Origin of the sequence: Lysinibacillus sp. FSL W7-1291 (genome assembly GCF_038593415.1) — a bacterium.
In the GTDB taxonomy this organism is placed as follows: Bacteria; Bacillota; Bacilli; order Bacillales_A; family Planococcaceae; genus Lysinibacillus; species Lysinibacillus fusiformis_D.
Genome location: NZ_CP151994.1, coordinates 2933541 through 2951253, shown reverse-complemented (window position 1 = coordinate 2951253; position 17713 = coordinate 2933541). Strand labels below are relative to the sequence as shown.

Annotated in this window: 16 protein-coding genes; 13 read left to right on the top strand and 3 right to left on the bottom strand. The window is 37.5% G+C overall.

The genetic code is table 11. The annotated features are described in order from the left end of the window. The first annotated feature begins 165 nt into the window (after positions 1-165). From NST76_RS14320 to NST76_RS14295, 6 genes are all read left to right on the top strand, one after another. On the top strand, positions 166-702 hold the full coding sequence (locus NST76_RS14320; RefSeq protein ID WP_036120402.1) for a hydrolase: 537 nt from the start codon (positions 166-168) through the stop codon (positions 700-702). A gap of 276 nt (positions 703-978) precedes the next feature. Beyond that, positions 979-2037 carry a glycosyl hydrolase family 8 gene (locus tag NST76_RS14315; protein ID WP_231745032.1) on the top strand — a complete coding sequence of 353 codons (1059 nt, stop codon included), beginning with the start codon at positions 979-981 and terminating at the stop codon, positions 2035-2037. Further along, on the top strand, positions 2018-2875 hold the full coding sequence (locus NST76_RS14310) for a diguanylate cyclase (protein WP_342544065.1): 858 nt from the start codon (positions 2018-2020) through the stop codon (positions 2873-2875). Before NST76_RS14315 ends, NST76_RS14310 begins: the two co-directional genes overlap by 20 nt. Beyond that, positions 2865-4313 (top strand): DUF2334 domain-containing protein, encoded by a 1449-nt coding sequence (locus NST76_RS14305; RefSeq protein WP_231745033.1) that lies wholly within the window; start codon positions 2865-2867, stop codon positions 4311-4313. Before NST76_RS14310 ends, NST76_RS14305 begins: the two co-directional genes overlap by 11 nt. Beyond that, on the top strand, positions 4306-5577 hold the full coding sequence (locus NST76_RS14300) for a glycosyltransferase family 2 protein (protein WP_058844123.1): 1272 nt from the start codon (positions 4306-4308) through the stop codon (positions 5575-5577). The genes NST76_RS14305 and NST76_RS14300 overlap by 8 nt, the downstream gene beginning before the upstream one ends. Further along, positions 5577-7619 carry a cellulose biosynthesis cyclic di-GMP-binding regulatory protein BcsB gene (locus tag NST76_RS14295; protein ID WP_058844124.1) on the top strand — a complete coding sequence of 681 codons (2043 nt, stop codon included), beginning with the start codon at positions 5577-5579 and terminating at the stop codon, positions 7617-7619. The genes NST76_RS14300 and NST76_RS14295 overlap by 1 nt, the downstream gene beginning before the upstream one ends. 28 nt (positions 7620-7647) lie before the next feature. Here NST76_RS14295 and NST76_RS14290 read toward each other — a convergent pair whose 3' ends face one another. Beyond that, positions 7648-8154, bottom strand: coding sequence for a PCYCGC motif-containing (lipo)protein (locus tag NST76_RS14290; protein ID WP_036120389.1), 507 nt, complete (start codon positions 8152-8154; stop codon positions 7648-7650). A gap of 80 nt (positions 8155-8234) precedes the next feature. Next, entirely contained in the window at positions 8235-10529 is a 2295-nt protein-coding gene (locus NST76_RS14285) for a YhgE/Pip domain-containing protein (RefSeq protein ID WP_058844125.1), read from the bottom strand. 196 nt (positions 10530-10725) lie between these two features. Here NST76_RS14285 and NST76_RS14280 point away from each other — a divergent pair, with 196 nt between their 5' ends. The 7 genes from NST76_RS14280 (at position 10726) to cyoE (ending at position 16651) form a co-directional block, all read left to right on the top strand. Beyond that, positions 10726-11205, top strand: coding sequence for a thioredoxin family protein (locus NST76_RS14280; RefSeq protein ID WP_342544064.1), 480 nt, complete (start codon positions 10726-10728; stop codon positions 11203-11205). Between the two features lie 246 nt (positions 11206-11451). Beyond that, positions 11452-11958 (top strand): helix-turn-helix domain-containing protein, encoded by a 507-nt coding sequence (locus tag NST76_RS14275; RefSeq protein WP_180957841.1) that lies wholly within the window; start codon positions 11452-11454, stop codon positions 11956-11958. Further along, positions 11943-12797, top strand: coding sequence for an IS3 family transposase (locus NST76_RS14270; protein WP_342545271.1), 855 nt, complete (start codon positions 11943-11945; stop codon positions 12795-12797). Before NST76_RS14275 ends, NST76_RS14270 begins: the two co-directional genes overlap by 16 nt. A gap of 509 nt (positions 12798-13306) precedes the next feature. Further along, positions 13307-14008 (top strand): O-linked GlcNAc transferase, encoded by a 702-nt coding sequence (locus tag NST76_RS14265; RefSeq protein ID WP_058844803.1) that lies wholly within the window; start codon positions 13307-13309, stop codon positions 14006-14008. A 130-nt stretch (positions 14009-14138) separates the two neighbouring features. Continuing rightward, positions 14139-14696, top strand: a complete 558-nt coding sequence (locus tag NST76_RS14260; protein WP_058844802.1) for a hypothetical protein — start codon at positions 14139-14141, stop codon at positions 14694-14696. A gap of 38 nt (positions 14697-14734) precedes the next feature. Continuing rightward, complete coding sequence (locus tag NST76_RS14255) at positions 14735-15388, top strand: alpha/beta fold hydrolase (protein WP_058844801.1); 654 nt, start codon at positions 14735-14737, stop codon at positions 15386-15388. A gap of 312 nt (positions 15389-15700) precedes the next feature. After that, positions 15701-16651 carry a heme o synthase gene (gene cyoE, locus NST76_RS14250; RefSeq protein ID WP_036120361.1) on the top strand — a complete coding sequence of 317 codons (951 nt, stop codon included), beginning with the start codon at positions 15701-15703 and terminating at the stop codon, positions 16649-16651. Between the two features lie 85 nt (positions 16652-16736). Here cyoE and NST76_RS14245 read toward each other — a convergent pair whose 3' ends face one another. Next, positions 16737-17471 carry a metallophosphoesterase gene (locus tag NST76_RS14245; RefSeq protein ID WP_342544061.1) on the bottom strand — a complete coding sequence of 245 codons (735 nt, stop codon included), beginning with the start codon at positions 17469-17471 and terminating at the stop codon, positions 16737-16739. Positions 17472-17713: the final 242 nt, after the last annotated feature.

The window sequence follows — 17713 nt, the reverse complement described above, 5'->3', positions numbered from 1 at the left end:
TGTGAATTATTCTACTATTATAGATAAAATGTATAAAAAGCACCAAAACAAGCAAAATCGATTGCAGTACTCTCTATTTTTGAAGAAAGGGACTTCTTACTTTACGACAGGTAAAGCAAGATTTTGTATAATCATAAGAGAGAATAGGAAAAAGAGGTGTTCAAAATGTTTACAGTAGAGAAAGCTTGTTTAGTGGTTGTGGACGTACAAGGAAAGTTAGCGACAATTGTGGATGACAGTGAAGCGATGATTGACAATGTAGCAAAGTTGGTACAAGCCATGCAAGCACTTGAAGTACCTATTTTATGGCTCGAACAAAATCCAAGTCGCTTAGGTGGAACAGCACTGGATATAGCCCAGCATTTACAAGGGCAACCCATTGCTAAAATGGCTTTTAGTGCTTGCCAGGAAGAGGCATTTGTGGAGGCGATGAAGGAAAGCGGACGTTCACAATTTATTGTCACGGGTATCGAAACACATATATGTGTGTACCAAACGGCGAGACAATTGAAGGAACAAGGATTTGAAGTGGAAGTCGTGGTAGATGCTGTGTCTTCTCGAACAAAGGCAAATAAAGAAATCGGGCTAACTAAGATGAATGCACTTGGTATTTATCCAACGAGCACAGAGATGATTTTATACGAGCTGTTACAACGTGCAGACCATGAACATTTTAAAACAATTTTACAGTTAGTGAAGTAAAAGGAAACTAAAATTGAAACAATTGGTCTGGAACATGCAATCTTTGTAATAATAATTTTTGCTTTTAATAATAATGTACAAAAATATAATGATTTTATATAAATATGGTAGGTGTTCGATGGGTCTATAGACCTTTTTCGGACATCTTTTTTTTATGGAAACAGATACGCGTAGGACACTACTCTTATAAAAGCTTCGCCATTCTAATTATTGTATACTATAATAAAAAGGCGGGATTTCATTATAGGGAAATAACGATTAATGAGGATGATGACAATGCGTAAAAATAATAAATGGTTGCTGTTTATAGGTAGTGTTGTTCTTTTTTTGATTAGTTGTACGGCCAAAGAAATGACTGTTCAAAAAGAACCTCTTTCACCAACGGAACAGTTTGTTATTCAAGATTTACTAAATGATAAAGGGTTGTTAAGCACAGATTTAACAAACCAAAAGGATTTATTTTTATCAGAATCAGTAGGGTTATGGCTTGCGTACCTATTAGAAAAAGACGATCAAGCTCGTTTCAATGACCAGGTGAATGTCATGAAATCCTATTTTTTAACAAATGATATGATTGTCTGGAGAATAGAGGGCTCAAAAAAAGCTACGGTAAACGCCCTGATTGATGATTTACGAATCATTCGTGTTTTACTGGAAGCAGGTGAAAAATGGCATGATTCGTCTTACATACAATTGGGTAAAAACATGGGAGATCAGTTAGTTCAATATGGGATGAATCAAAATCTATTTGTCGATTATGTGGATGTTTATACTCATGATAAAGCCCAGACACTAACAATTAGCTATATTATGCCTTCTGCTTTCAAAGAAATGGAAAAATATGATGTGTTATCACAACAACAAGTTCAGCATCAGTTAGCAATTTTGCAAAATGCGCCACTTACTGAGGCAGGGTTCTTTCCAAAATATTATGATATTCCTTCTAAAAGCTATGTGTTTGACGAGGAACTACACATGATTGATCAGTTGTATACGGCTTATCATCTGGCTTCAATGAATGGAGATACAGCCGCATTTAAAAACTGGCTGTTAAACCTTCTAAAAAGAGACGATAAATTGTATGGTCGATACAATGCACAAACAAACGAATCAACAGTTAGCTATGAATCACCAGCCGTTTATGCAATGGCAGCTCGTTATATGATTGCCTTAAACGAGAAGCAATTAGCACAACAGTTCATCGAAAAAATGTCAGCTTTGAAAGACCCTACAACAGGCTATGTTGATAAAAAAACGCAGTCAACGCATAGTTTTGATAATTTACTACCACTATTAGCAGAAAGGGAGGTAGAAAATGCGTACAACAATGACTAAAAATAGAGCAATTTTGGTATATGGGACCATTCTTATTTTACTCTTGCAAATACCTGCTTATTTTTTATTGCGACAGGATGTTGAAGGCTTATTACTATACATGTTTTTAATGCTCTTACTTGTTCTCACCCTTTGGAGAGGGACGGTATTTGGGTTTATCAGTAGCCTTGTCTTTATTTTTATTACAGGATCAACACTTCTCTATACAGGAATATCTGGATCCATGACATTTTTAAATTCTACCTTCTCTATGCAGATATTTTTCATATATGGCATCATATTGCTGCTGCTCATTCTTTGTGCTGGTAAGATGCATGAATTAATGAAAGAACAGGAAAACTATTTAAAAAAGTTGCAAGAAGATGTTAGAAAATATGTAGCGATTGATGTTGAAACTGGATTTGATAATGAGACACGTATGTATATTAGTGTCAATGAGGAAATGCGACGAGCGGATCGACATAAGCATACCTTTGTTTTTATGGTGTTGAAGATTGAAAATTATCGCAAGTTCCAACAACTTTATGGAGCGAAAGAAGTCCAACATTTATGGCAACAGCTCTCTCAAAGGATTCAACAAACTGTTAGGCAGACAGATAAAAAATTTCGATTTCGTGAAGACCATATCGGCTTACTGCTAATTGATACGACGGATGAGCATATGGAAGTTATTTATGACAAATTGGACCAGGCTTTAAAAAATCACCAATTGTTAAATGAAAAATGGGTGACGCTCCGTTATAAAACAAGCTTTTTTACCTATCATCCACTGAAGGAATCAACATTTGATGAATTACTAGAAGAACTGGAAAGAGAGATGAAAACAAGTGCGCTCTAACTATCGTTTATGGTTCGCCATTGGCATGCTTTGTTTTTATACTTTCATCAACCAAGAGTTGGTCTTTGCAGCCGATTCTGATAAGGACGTAGCTTTGATCTATGTCACAAGTAACCAACAGCCAAATGAGGATGTAATCGCATTGCAAGCCATATTGCAGAGTTACACATCAGTAGATGTTGTTTCGATAGAAGATATCAACAAACAAAAGCTGCAACCATACAAACGCGTCGTTGTAATGAACGCCTACCCAACAAAACTTCCTCCACAAGCACTGTCTGCACTGAATCAATTCAAAGGGTTCGTACTGTTGATAGGTGACAATGCGCTTCAATTTGCACCCTTTTCCAAATGGCAGGAAGGTCCAGTAGTGGAACTTAGAGCGATAGGAGAAGAAAGTTTACACAGCCCTGTGCGGTGGAACAGTTTACTACCAACCGATGATTCAAAAATAATCCAGAGGGCTTTATCAGTAAACCAATCCTATCCTTTTATCATCAGCAAGGACAAATGGTCATTTATTGGAGAATTCATCAATAAAGATACATGGTCCTATCAATGGCCTGCTATTATAGGCGAGCTTTTACAATTACCCAAGCCACAGATACATCCTGGCTATATTGTGTTAACAGATATTAATATGAAAACAGATGTGCAAAAGTTAAAAGAGGTAGTGATGGGATTTTCTGAAAAAAAAATACCCATTGCTCTTGAAGTCACACCCATTTTCATGGATGAGCATGAAAAAAAATCCTATCACTTGCACGACAATAAAAAATTATTAAGTTATTTGCAACAATTGCAAAAGGAAAATTATCCATTTATTCTTTCATCATCCACTACTATTCCAACTGAAAGAAGTCTTGATTATTTAGTACTTCGTAAAATTTATCCTACAGTCATCAATGGTGATAGCCCCTTATTTAAAGGGAGTATACAACAAGGAAATCAACAATTATATCTATCGAAAATTGACAATCGCATCATTTACCCGATGACGGTTGGGTCTATTGACAGTACGGACAATCTTCCTCTATATCCTGTCCAACAGGAAATAGATCGATTATTAAAAGTGCCTAGCTCCATCATTGGTATTCAATATCCAGCCTATTTAAATGCTTCCTATGTAGAGGATCTTGTAGCTTATTTAAGGGAACATCCACAAATCGAATTTTTCGATTTCCGTCATACGAAACAGCAAGTAACATCAGAGAACGTTTCGATTGTGCAGGATGAAAAGGGTAAACAAACTATTCACTTATCGTTTTCGAACTTAGAACGATTAAAAATTTCATTTGATGAACGACCATTTGAGTTAATATTATGGGCGCTCGTTTTCATTGTTTCCCTATTTGTTACATTATTTTTTATAAGTACCTTACGTTTACGTATCACATTACGTAAGAGATTATTTGAGGAGAGGAAAACAAATGGCTAATACATTATTTTTTATTTCACTTTTCCTCATTTGGATCATGTTACTTTATCATATGTTTTTAATGGAGGGTGGTTATTTACACTTTCGTACATTTGAAAAACCGATTGATGAATGGGCTAAAAAAATGGACAAAGTTCCTTCTGTTAGTATCTTTATCCCTGCTCACAATGAAGCGCTCGTGATCGACCAGACACTAAGGGCCATGTCTCGTTTATATTATCCTAAAGATCAACTAGAGGTGATTGTCATTAATGATAATTCCTCTGATGAAACAGGTGCGATTGCAGAGCAATACGCTAAGAAATTTCCATTTATTCGTGTGATTGAAACAGTAGAGCCGAACAAGGGGAAAGGGAAATCCTCTGCGTTAAATTCGGCACTTGCTGATTCAACAGGCGATATCGTAGTGGTCTATGATGCTGATAATACTCCTGAACGGATGGCAGTTTGGTATTTAGTGATGGGATTAATAAATGATCCGAAAGCAGCTGCTACGGTAGGGAAGTTTCGTGTTATCAACGCAGCGGAAACGTGGTTGACACGCTTTATTAATATTGAAACGATATGTTTCCAATGGATGGCTCAGGGAGGGCGTTGGAAATGGTTTAAGGTGGCTACCATACCTGGCACTAATTTTGCTATCCGGCGCACTGTTTTAGAGCAATTAGGTGGTTGGGATGTAAAAGCATTAGCAGAAGATACAGAGCTGACCATTCGTGTTTATAATTTAGGCTACCACATCCGCTTTTTCCCAAAGGCAATTACATGGGAGCAAGAGCCAGAAACATTAAAAGTATGGTGGAAGCAACGCACAAGGTGGGCAAGGGGCAATCAATATGTAGTGCTAAAGTTCTTGAGTCAATTTTTTACCTTAAAAAGAAAAAGTATTATGTTTGATTTATTTTACTTCTTCTTTACGTATTTCTTATTTTTCTTTGGCGTTATACTATCCAATACTTTGTTTATCATTAATTTATTTTATGATATTGGTTTGACCGTTGGCGATATTGCCCTTGTTTTATGGGTATTAGCCTTTTTACTTTTCCTAGGCGAAGTTATGATTACTTTAAGTATTGAAAAAACAGAAATGAATCGAAAAAATTTCTTCTATGTCATACTTATGTATTTTACCTATTCGCAAATGTGGATCGTGCTAGTCGTTTGGTCATTACTATTAGAAATAAAACGCATGTTTACAGGGCAGGAAGTTCAATGGTATAAAACAGAGCGTTTTTCCAAGCAATCAGATAAAGGAGCAGAATAATGAGAACCAAATTCTTCTATTCATTGTTATTTTGTATTGGTTTTTTATGTTTTGCTAACGATGCAGTTGCGGCAACCATTACCGTGGATGACAACATAATTGCAATAGAGGGCAATCAACAGCAGAAAAAGCCGTTATTAGCACAGCCAATCGAATTACAGGGGCCTTCTTCGTCCAGAGATTTTTACTACAATTTAACTGAGGATGTTCCCTCAAATAATCAACAAGTGACATTTCAAATTCAGCATTCAGAACTACTGATAGCACCGTCCTCCTTCACGGTGAAAGTGGATGATGTAGCACTTAAAACAGTGCCATTGAGAGCCGATTTATTAAAACAAACTGTTACGGTCAATCTTCCAAAAGAAGCACTGTTACAAGGCTCACATAAAATAACAGCTAGTTTTTATGGCATTCTGAAAGAAGGAATTTGCGTCGCTCCAGGCAATGCAGGGAATTGGTTACGCATCGAAATATTATCATCTATTTCAGCATTCAGCGAGGAAAGTCAGGCAGGGTCCTTAACAAGTTATCCTGCTGCATTTTTAGGTTATGAGGGCTATGTCACGACGGTTGTTTTACCGAAGCAGGCCTCTGAAGCCACATTAAACAGTGGCTATCAGCTTGCTGCTTTTTTATCCGAACATGGTGATATAGATGTACAGATTAAACGAGAAGATGCTGTTAGTAAAGCGTCAGGTCCAATCATTATCGTCGGGGCGAAAACCGAATTTAGTACAAGCCTATTGAAAAAAATAGTAAACAACATAAGTGTTACGGATGATGCAATGACACTGACAATGCAGGAACTTTTGAATACAGACTCTAATCGAAAAGTTCAACTTTTAGTGGTAACCTCTTCGAATGCTCAAGCGATACAGGATCGACTATCATTTTTAACCGAAGCAAGACTATTCGAGCAATTAATCGGTAATACAGTAGCGATTAAAGATGTACCGACAGTGGAACAGACATCCGACACAACGATTCCATTCCAGCAATTTGGCTTTGAGGACCGACTTTTATCTAGTCAAGTCACAATGACACCTCATTATTATGTTTCCTTGCCGCAACTAGAGGCAAATAAAGAAGCGACGATGCGATTGATCTTAAAAAAATCTGCTACTATACCGAGCAGTAAAGAGGACGAGGATCGAAAATTAGAATTGATTGCTTATATTAATAATGTGCCACATGCTGTAGATTTACGAAAATTAGAACAAACAACATCAGATATGTACGAGGCGATCATACCGATCCAAACCAACGTGCTTAACAAGCAATCAATGACAGATCTTCAATTTGAGGTAACGGGCTTCCAACTTGAAGATCCGTGTGAAACAACTAATGAGCGATACTGGCTGTATATTGATAGTGACAGCACATTGTCCATTGTAAAAGATACAGCAGAGCCAACCTTTACATTACGTGATTTCCCCAATGCCTTTCATGAAAATACGTTAATGGTCATCCCTAGTAACGAAAATATGGATGATACAAAAATGGTGTCGCTTTATAAAGCATTAATGATGAATGGAAAAATGGCGCAAATCACACTGATGAAGGACAAAAATGTCACAAAGGAAAAGTTACAAAAGCATGCAGTTATTTTTACGGGAGATATGGAGCATCTGACATGGCTGTCACAACATGCTACCACGATTCCGCATACAACTGAGCAGTTCATCAAACAAGGATTTTTACCTGAGGCTATTGGTCAATATGCATTTATAACAAAAAATTTCTGGCAGGTTAATGAGCCTTTACTATGGATTCATTCATTTGGAGATACTCCCATAACGGGAGACTTTTATAGCCATTTAAAAGAGACGGATTCACAGATAGCTGCTGCGATTGAAACAAAAGAAGGACAATTTGTAGTGGCAGTGAATCAGCATGCTAATAACGGCGTTATAAACGTAGATAAAAAAGGTGAGATCTCCTATGTCTTAATTGCGGAATTTGTGGGGCTGATTATTGTCATCGCAGTAATTCTATATATCATTCTTCGCAAAAGGAAGAAAAATCAATTGAAAAAATAAAAGCAAAGTCGCACGCGACTTTGCTTTTTTATGCAGGCATATCAGTTGGTGTTGGCTTTGCATAGCCTTCTTTATAAGTATCATCAATGACCTGACGAATTTCTTTTAGGCTTTTTCCTTCTTTATGCATTTGTGCGGACTGTACAGCAATCTCCAAGCATACTAAACAACGTGTTCCATGATCATCCCAGACGATGGATCCGTCTTCTCGTTTGTCCTGAATAAAGCAGTTTAAATTACTTTTATGGCCTACTGATTCGCCACAACCGCAATAGCATGGCATCCATTCTAGAACCTCTGTCGATTGTCCTGCAAGCTGATAGACTAAACGAATATTTTCCTGTTTATCGTCTAAAAAGGATGGAAGGACATCAGCCGAAGCGGTTTCTTCCTGTATATCACCTGAAGCTTGTGTATGTCCTTCATGTGAAGCGTCATTAGCTTCATGGTTCGATTCAACACTGTTTTTATCTTTACCACATGCACTTAATAATAATAACGCCAATACAACAAAAATAGAAATCGTTTTCTTCAAAAATAGCGCCTCCTACATGTTTACAATACTTCCATTATAACATCGTTTCCGTAAACATTTACAGGCAGTCTATTTGAAAATCAATGAAATATATCTAATCCACGTGTTTTGTTCATGAAATGTTCCATTTTCTCGCTCAATAATTTCTTTAAGAAAAAGCCGAACAGGATAAAAATGAACCAGAAACCTGCTAAGAAGAGGAGATCCACCCAAACTGTGGACCAAATTATCCCTCCTACAGCTTCACGCATCAATTCTATAGCATACGTAAAAGGTAAAAATGGATTGATTATTTGGAAAAACCTTGGTAATAATTCGACAGGATATGTCCCACCAGACCCTGCAATTTGTAGCACAAGCATCACGATAGCTAATGCTTTCCCTACATTTCCAAAGACGGATACGAGTGTATACACAACGGTTATAAATACGAGACTAATGAAAAGACCAAATAAGATAAAGTAAACGGGTGCTTGAATAGAGCCGTCTACTAAAAATGTATCGCCGATGGTAATAATCAATGTTTGGATAAAAGAAAAAGTTCCAAATGTTAAAAGTCGACCAAAGTATATATCACGAATACTGTAAGATGAATTGCCATGAAGATTCACAGATAATAATGAAATTAACAGTAAACAACCTACCCAAATAGATAGCACAGTGTAAAACGGTGTCATAGCTGTTCCATAATTTGCAATAGGGAATAAGCGATGCTCCTGCAGTTTAATAGGTTCCTCAAAGAAATCGCGTTCAGCATTGACGTCATTTTTCAGTAATTGCACAATCTCTGCAATATCGGCTTCCTCTTCTAGTGTCCGCAGTTTAGTCGCTAATTCCTTAATTTTTGAGCTTAAAGTCGGAAATTCTGTTTGTATTTTTTGAATAGCATTATTAGCCGTTCCTAGTGTATTTTTAGCCTGTGACAATTTAGCTGTTGCTTGTGGAATGAATTGCTTTACATCCGTCAGCATAGCCGAAGCATTTGTTAATGTTTGTTTAGCACTAGCTAAGGTGGATCGAATTTGTGGCTCTAGACTATCATTATAATAGGATAAAAATTTCTGCAAATTAGTCGTTGCGTTTTGTGCCATGTTTTGAATAGCGACAATATCCTGCTTGATGACTTCCTTATCAATTGGCTTTACTTGTGCCAGTTTATTTAGTACATCGTCATGTAAAGCATGTAACTGTTGTAATGCGCTAAGAGCGTTTGTCGTGGAATCAATGAAGCTTGGTTGATGCTGTAAGGCTTCACGGATCGTTGTAAGCTGTTCAATGAGTGACTGATTCTCTTCGGCATTATTTTCCTGTAAAGAATTGATAATAGTTGTCAAAGACTTCTCTAATTGCTGTCGTGTTAAGGCATCAGCTTGAATTAATTTTTGCAAAGCTTCAAGCGTTTGAATACTATTAGTGATGTTATCTTTGGCGGTTGTCAATTGCTGTTGCAATGCTTCCTTCGTTTGAGCAAAGGAGGATGGATCTAAGTCGATATTATTGAGCTTATTTATGATATCTGAAAAGTGTTGTGCGATAGTTTGGACAGTGGCTACATCTTGTTTGATAACAGGTGACAGCTCATTAAACAGAACATCCGCTTCATTCACTAAATGTAAACCCTTCTGAATGGTCGTTAAACCATCTGTTGTAAGTTGTTCTACTTGAGGTATTTGTGTAAGTGCTTGATTCAGTAATTGATTTGCATCCTGCCCTTGCGTAGAGGCTTGAGTCAAAAATGAATTGATATCAGGTAAATGCTGTTCGATTGTAAAGACATAGTTTTCAAATTTGCGAAAATCAGGAATGTCACGCTCCATTTCAACGCCAATTGTATTAAAAATGGAAAAAAGAGTGCCATTGACAGTCGACACAAATTCATTCGAAACTTGCTGTGTAAGGACACTTGCACCTTTACTTGTAATTTTAGGGGCAATAGGATTCTTTTTTTCATTTACATAATAATCGATATGAGCTTTCGTTGGTTGATCGGTTAGAATGGAAGTTAGCTTTTCGGAAAAATCATGGGGGATGACAATGGCAGCAAAGTATTCGCCATTTTTTAATTGTGCCAGCGCTTGTTTCTCCGTCTCTAGCTCCCATGTAAAGCTATTATTAGTACGTAAATTCTCTATGACCTCTTTTCCAACATTGATGGCATCATCTCTAACAGTAGTTCCCTTATCTTCATTGACTATTGCGATCTTCATATTAGCTGTGTGGGCGTACGGGTCCATGGAAGCATAAATATTCAACCATGCGTAAAGAGAAGGCAGGAAAATAAGTCCACCTATAATGACAGCTACGACCCAATTGGTAACAATATTTCGGATATCCTTTGTATAAATTTGAAAAACATGCTGGAACGAGTTTTTCATCTAAATCACCCCACATTTCAAAATTTGCATGATCTCTCATTATGTATGTTCCCAAATATACTTAAAATTATGTTATAAATGTGAAATATCTTCATTTAAAGGCAAATTAGTTTACTAGGTTTTCAAAACACTTTATAATCAAACGCGAATACACTAAAATTAGGCTTTTAGTGTAAAAAAGGAGGTCACTATTTTAGTGAAAAAATTATTAATTATTGGCTCAGTGATTGTTGTATTATTTGCAGCAATTATTGTGCTTACCAATGTCTCAAACAAGAGTAAATTAGAAAGCGCAAACAACCCTTACAGCGATAAAAAGCTAAAACAAGAAACAATCGATCAATTAGACGATAAAAACTATCAAAACATTATGTTACCAGATGAACTAGAAGCTAAAATTGAAGCTGGTGAAGCGGTTAATGCTTACTTCTTCAGTCCAATTTGTGTTCACTGCCAAGCATTTACACCAGTATTAATGCCAGTTGCCGATGAGCTAGGTGTTGATGTTGCACAATTGAATGTCTATGAATATGAAGATTTATGGAATAAGTATAATATTGAAGCAACACCGACATTTATTCATTTCGAAGGTGGTAAAGAAGTAAATCGCTTTGTAGGAGCTCTTAAAGAAGAGGATTTACGTACTTTTTTAAATACCGTCGTGTTAAAGAAATAGAGAAGTAGAGACTGTATCAAAATAACTTTTGATACAGTCTCATGTTGTTGAAAAAGATGATGTTAATAGCAGAACAAGACTTTTTAACAAGGTAAGAGGTTGATTTCCGTTCCGCCAGCGTCCTTTCCAGGGGGGCCGTCCGATGAGCCGCTTCACTCACTGCGTTCGCTCCAGGGTCTCCTCTATGACGCTATGAGCTGCACCCAAAATATTGGACTTAAAAATCTACTATAGGGGGTGCAGGTAGTGATTTCTGATGAACAAAAATTAGCCGCAGTTCTAGCTTACTTTGAAGAAAAAGAAAGTACGTATCAGATTGCCAATCGATTACAGAGGGATCGACAGTACATTCGATTATGGATTGAATTATATCGCTATCATGGCATCGAAGGAATTATTCGTCCTCAAGGGTTCACGAATTACGAAGATTCTTTTAAAATAAAAGTAATTCAACACCTGATAGAGACGGGCGATTCGCTCCTTCAGACCGCTGCGAAGTTTAATATTCCTTCCCGTGAAACCATTCGGAGATGGAAAAAACAATGGATGTCAACGGCTGGTGAGGTGCTCTATCAAGTAGAAAAGGAGCGCCAATCAATGCCAAAAAAACAACCACCTTCGTCCGATTTAAATGGAAAAACAACGGATGAGTTAAAAGCGGAAATTGAGTATTTACGGATGGAAAATGCCTATTTAAAAAAGTTGAAAGCCTTAGTTCAAGAAAAGGATGCCTTCAAATCCAAGAAAAAGTAAGAGCTGTCTATGAGCTAAGGTTGGATTTTCCTCTTCAAGCTCTATTAAAAGTCGCGAAACTTAAGAAAAGTACGTATTATTATCATCTCCAAAAATGGGTAAAACCAGATAAATATCAGGCGATCAAAGAACGAATTCAGACGCTTTTTCATTACCATAAGGGGCGTTATGGCTATCGTCGTATTTGTTTAGCCCTCCGAAATGAAGGGTTTTTCATCAACCATAAAACAGTCCAACGATTGATGCAAGAATTGGGCTTAAAAGGGACGGTACGCCCTAAAAAATACCGTTCGTATAAAGGGACAGTCGGCTATGTCGCAGAGAATGTCATCCAACGTGATTTTGAAGCCACTGCACCCAATCAGAAATGGGTAACCGATGTAACGGAGTTTAAAATAAACGGTCAAAAAATCTATATATCCGCTGTATTAGATTTATTCAATCGAGAAATCGTTGGGTATGAGGTATCAAAATCACCTAATTTTGAGTTAGTTCAACAGTCTTTTAAGAAGGCGTTTACGTATACAAAGTTATCGAAAAAGAATGGCTTAATCGTCCATTCTGATCAAGGATGGTTATATCAAATACCACGTTTTAAAGCGTTATTGGCAACACATGAAATCAAGCAAAGTATGTCACGGAAAGGAAATTGTTTAGATAATGCCGTGATAGAAAGCTTTTTTGGCATTATGAAATCAGAATTTCTATACGCAACAACGTTTAAGAACTACGAAGCATTCAAAAAAGCGTTAGTAGACTATATCCACTACTACAATCATGAACGGATAAAAATAAAACTCAACGGAAAAAGTCCAGTTGAGTTTCGAAGAGTTTCTTAAAAGTTCAAATTTTTGGGGTCAGTTCACTAAATTCCCTAGGAGTGACGCTGGCTCCACTCCAATCAACCTTTCTGCAAAAGTGTCTTTTCCTGAACAAAATAGACCATTATTTATATTATAAGAGAGGATAGCCTCTTATTTTCAATGTGGAGAAGTGATGTGTGACAACACCCCTCCATAAAAGAGTAGTGAATGCCTTCACTTGAACCTTTGCTAAAAAGTTAACATTTTTATTTTATGGGGTGGAAGGCTACTTGAGTCCCGTGGGATAGCGAGACAGGCGAGCCTCTAAACGGAGCGGTAGCAGAGGAAGCGGCTCGGCGCTCGCCCACAGGAAAGCAAGTAGCCTACAACAGAAATCCTTTTTTACCTTTCACAAAAATGCTATTATGGATGGTTTTCTTTTCCACATTAAGAGACTGTATCAAAATAACTTTTGATACAGTCTCTTTTGGTTTTTGTAGTGTATACTAAAAATACTGAAAAGTTGTACACTGGAGGAATCGACAATGTCAATGGATGATTATTTTTATAACGGTGAACTGATGAAATGCTATGAATTGGCGAAGCAGGTGACAAGCGAAGAAGAAAAAGCACGGGCACAAAAATACATGGCTTTATTCGAACAATATGATCTTGATCGCTACCCAAAGCCTACAGCACATGGGGAAGTACAGCATGCAGAAAGAGCTGATGAAAGCTACCCTGAATCGGATTTGGTGGTGGAAATACGTGCAATAGAAGAGGAAGAGGCATTTGCCAAGCGTATTCAGCAATTAGAGGAAGCTGCGAAAACAGGCACACCATCCGATAGGGCTCAATCCTTTTTTACACAAGGGGAGCTGTTTTTATTTGCTCACCACTACAATGAGAGTGTTCACTGCTTTCAACAAGCAGTAAAGGAAAACCCAAATAAGGCTGTCTACTGGGGGATTACGGGGCAGACAATGCATCGCTTTGGTTGGATGCCTTTTGATGCACTTGGTTATTTAGAGCAAGCGATTCAACTAGATCCTATAAATCCTCGTTGGAAATGGAATAAAGCACTAGTCCTTATTCAATTGGCGAAGGATTTACAAATGGCTCCATTTATGGCGAATGCCGCACTCGCTTTGGAGGATGCACTAGCCTCTTGCGGAGAACAGCAACGATCATTGAAAGATGCCATTCAAAATACAATGGATACTATGGATAGCTATGTGTTCTCTTAATTTATGTAGGATGTCTCCAACTGTAAATGGAGGCATCTTTTTTCGGCTGAGAGAGGTTCGTTGCCATATTCCACAATCATGGTATGATAAGAAAGAAAATGATTTGTAGATATAAAGGACGGATTTTTTTATGGCACAAGAAGTGGCAAATAAATTTATTGAAAACGTATGTAATCATTTAGTTCGCAATATGAATATAACGAAGGTGGAAGAGCATTTTAAAGAAACCATTGCCGTGCAGCGACAATCAGCCGCATCCACTAAGGACTTTTGGGATATGCTGATGGTCAATATGCTCTTTTTTACTGAGAATGAACAGGCTTGGGAGCAACAATTTTTAAAAATGCTTCATGCAAAAAATTGGCTAAAGCCTGCAGCGCTGGAGGAAGAGTTATTAATGCACCAGATGCGAATTCGTCAGCAAGTAGCAGAGCAAATGGAGGCAGCGAAGGAATTATTCCATAAGCAGTATGAGACGGAAAACATGACAGAGGAAGCCATCATTTATGACTATGCATATAGCTCAGCCGGTCATTCAATGCGGATGGATTTATTAACTGTTTTTGTATCAACGCCAGAGCAATCAAAAGTACTTTTTGATGCAGACCCAGAAGAAACAATTCGTATTGTAAATGGGTATATTGCTTATCATACAGATGGTTTGATTAATAAAACAAAATTATGCTAACTTTGTTACGAAGTTTTACGTGAAAGGAATTTAATTGAATGAATACACCATTTACTTTTAAACATACACAACCAACTGAAATGGATTCTACGAAAAAATATCCTGCTATTTTTTTATTGCATGGTATGGGTAGTCATGAAGAGGACTTACCACAATTAGTGCAAGATTTTCAAGAGCAATGTCATATATTTAGCTTACGAGGGCCGATTACACAGAATCCTGGCTATGCTTTTTTCACGATTCAAGAGGTGGGACAACCAGATCGCGCAATTTTTGATAAAGTATTAATGGCGCTTCAACGTTTTATATTAGAAGCGATCGATGAATATCAAATCGATCCTCATAAAGTATTCGTCTTAGGCTTTAGCCAAGGCGCCGTATTAGCACAATCACTTGCCTTTGTCATGGGGAATTTAGTGACAGGAATCGTTGCTTTAAGTGGCTATACCCCTAAATTTGTAACGGAGGAATATGCCATTCGCTCAGTAGAGCATTTACATGCTTTTATTTCTCATGGTGATTATGATTATGTCATTCCTTCTCAATGGGGCATGGAGAGTAAGGAGATTTTTGAACAATTTGGTGCAAAGGTAACCTTTAAGCAATATCCAGATGGACATGGTGTCACACCTGATAATCTTCGTGACCTTGTAGCATTTTTAGCACAGCAATTACAAGAAGATCTTCAATAAAATGACAACCGAGGCAAATAAATGTCTCGGTTTTTTTTGCTATGGAAAAAAGATCACTTATCAAATTATTTTTCTCCAATAGTGATTAGAAGAATCGAGGCAAGAAGGTTCAAATTCATGTCAGTCGGTGGTATCATAGAAGATGTTGTGAATGAGCGTGGTTGGTTAGATGAAAACATGTACTTTATGTGAACATAGAGACAGAACCAATCTAAAAGGGGTAAAATAATAATTTGATGTGCTAGATGCAAATTTTGTCGCTTTCTATCGATGGAAGCGGGTAGAAATTATGGAGAAAAGGAATTAAGATGAATGGAACAAAATCTGAAAACGGAGCATAAACCGCAATCCTCCGAAAAATCACGAGGGAAGTCATCACGCTCTGCTATTTTAGCGCAAACGGTCAAAACTGGCATTATCAAATCCAATTTAATACCGATGTGGGCTGGTTTAACGCTAGGCATGTACAAAAATAAAATGACGTTAATGGACAATATACCAGAAATTATTTTTTCAACAATCGGTTCTGCCCTTGTAATTGGAGCAGCAGGGGCATTTAATAATGTCTATGATCGTGATATTGATGCGATTATGCCTCGTACACAAAGCCGACCAACTGTAACAGGGGAAATGTCAGCAAAAACGACGCTATCTTTAGCCGTTGCGATGTTGATCATCGGGGTAGCTGTGTTGGCACTGGCTTCACCATTAGCAGCTGCGTTTGGTCTATTAGGTGTGTTTTTATATGTAGTCCCTTATACAATGTGGACAAAACGTCGTACGATTTATAATACGGAAATTGGTAGTATTAGTGGGGCAGTGCCGCCATTAATTGGTTGGTCTGCGGTATCAACAGATATTACACATCCTGCGATACTTGGTTTATTTTTTGTCATGGTGATTTGGCAAATGCCCCATTTTTATGCCATTGCGATCCGCAAACGTGTAGACTATGAAGCAGCCAGCGTACCTATGCTGCCCGTTGTCAAAGGAATGCGCCGTACGTATTATCAAACCAATTTTTATTTAGTTTTATTGATTCTATCAAGCTTTTTATTTGGCTCGTTAAGTGTTGGAATTATGCTTGTGGCATTGATTTTAAGTGTTGCTTGGTTAGTGATGAGTATTTACGGCTATCATAGTAATACGGATCAAGTGAAATGGGCTACTAAAATGTTTGTCTTTTCACTTTTCCATATGACAATACTATTTTCAACTGTCATTGTATACTCATTAGTAGGGGTTATCTTTAAGTTATATTGATTCAATCAATGATGACTAGACGTCATGGCGTCCAGATTTATAGAGCTCGCTTGAAAAAACAATCTTCAAAATAAAAACCAACAAGTTATTCGTTACTTGTTGGTTTTTTATTAGCTACTGAAATAATTTGGCGACTTGGCCACTCTAATGCATGTAGCTGTCCGCCAAAAACTGCGCCACCATCAATGCCTATGATGTTATTTTCTCCGAAATAGACACGATAGTCCTTTGGATTTTGGTGAAGATTATACGTAGGGGTATGTCCAAAGATCACCGTTTTATCCCCATTATAACCTGCATGAAATTCCTCACGAATCCACAGTAAACGCATGGGGTCAGTGTCTGCGATAGCGACACCAGGAACAACGCCCCCGTGGACAAAAATAGCATCCTCTAACTCAATATATATTTCAAATGTTTCAATTAGTTGTAAATGTTCTTCAAGCTTCGGTAATGTTTGAATAAAGCTAGGCAATGTATTGTTTTCAATAGCTTCCTCAAAATCTTCCAACTGGTAGCCATAGCTTGCCAGTGTGGCCTCTCCACCACATAGTCCGACCCAATGGTTCCATGGCTTAGCAAGGCCAGAACGACAGGCATTGAGCATGATTGCCTCGTGGTTACCTAGCAAAACACGTGCACCCTTTGCTTGTAATTCATTAACCAAATTTAATACACCACTAGAAGCGGGACCTCTGTCTACGTAATCACCAAGTAAAAAAAGTTGGTCATTCGGTGGATCGTAGTTTGCTTTTAAAAGTAATTCTTCTAATAGCCCTAATTCTCCATGTATATCACTAATTGCTAGTATTCGATTCATTTCCGAGCATCCTTCCTAATAGTAAAGCATTACTATTCAGTATAGAGAATTCTTCTACAAATTTCGACTTTTCCAGCTTTTACTGGCTTTTTACATAGAATGGTCGAAGAAATAATTCACTTCCTACTATTTTTCTTTATCATATGAAAGGAGATTTTATTTCCTTATTCATTTGTCAGGGGTGGGGGTTTTGCGAGAGGGGAGGGGCTGAAGGTTAACAGCAGAAGCAGGTTAGAATACTT

What these genes read in the sequence shown, in the direction of transcription:
- NST76_RS14320 (WP_036120402.1), top strand. Translation starts at nt 166, where the DNA reads ATGTTTACAGTAGAGAAAGCTTGTTTAGTGGTTGTGGACGTACAAGGA.
- NST76_RS14315 (WP_231745032.1), top strand. Translation starts at nt 979, where the DNA reads ATGCGTAAAAATAATAAATGGTTGCTGTTTATAGGTAGTGTTGTTCTT.
- NST76_RS14310 (WP_342544065.1), top strand. Translation starts at nt 2,018, where the DNA reads ATGCGTACAACAATGACTAAAAATAGAGCAATTTTGGTATATGGGACC.
- NST76_RS14300 (WP_058844123.1), top strand. Translation starts at nt 4,306, where the DNA reads ATGGCTAATACATTATTTTTTATTTCACTTTTCCTCATTTGGATCATG.
- NST76_RS14295 (WP_058844124.1), top strand. Translation starts at nt 5,577, where the DNA reads ATGAGAACCAAATTCTTCTATTCATTGTTATTTTGTATTGGTTTTTTA.
- NST76_RS14285 (WP_058844125.1), bottom strand. Translation starts at nt 10,529, where the DNA reads ATGAAAAACTCGTTCCAGCATGTTTTTCAAATTTATACAAAGGATATC.
- NST76_RS14265 (WP_058844803.1), top strand. Translation starts at nt 13,307, where the DNA reads ATGTCAATGGATGATTATTTTTATAACGGTGAACTGATGAAATGCTAT.
- NST76_RS14260 (WP_058844802.1), top strand. Translation starts at nt 14,139, where the DNA reads ATGGCACAAGAAGTGGCAAATAAATTTATTGAAAACGTATGTAATCAT.
- NST76_RS14255 (WP_058844801.1), top strand. Translation starts at nt 14,735, where the DNA reads ATGAATACACCATTTACTTTTAAACATACACAACCAACTGAAATGGAT.
- cyoE (WP_036120361.1), top strand. Translation starts at nt 15,701, where the DNA reads ATGGAACAAAATCTGAAAACGGAGCATAAACCGCAATCCTCCGAAAAA.
- NST76_RS14245 (WP_342544061.1), bottom strand. Translation starts at nt 17,471, where the DNA reads ATGAATCGAATACTAGCAATTAGTGATATACATGGAGAATTAGGGCTA.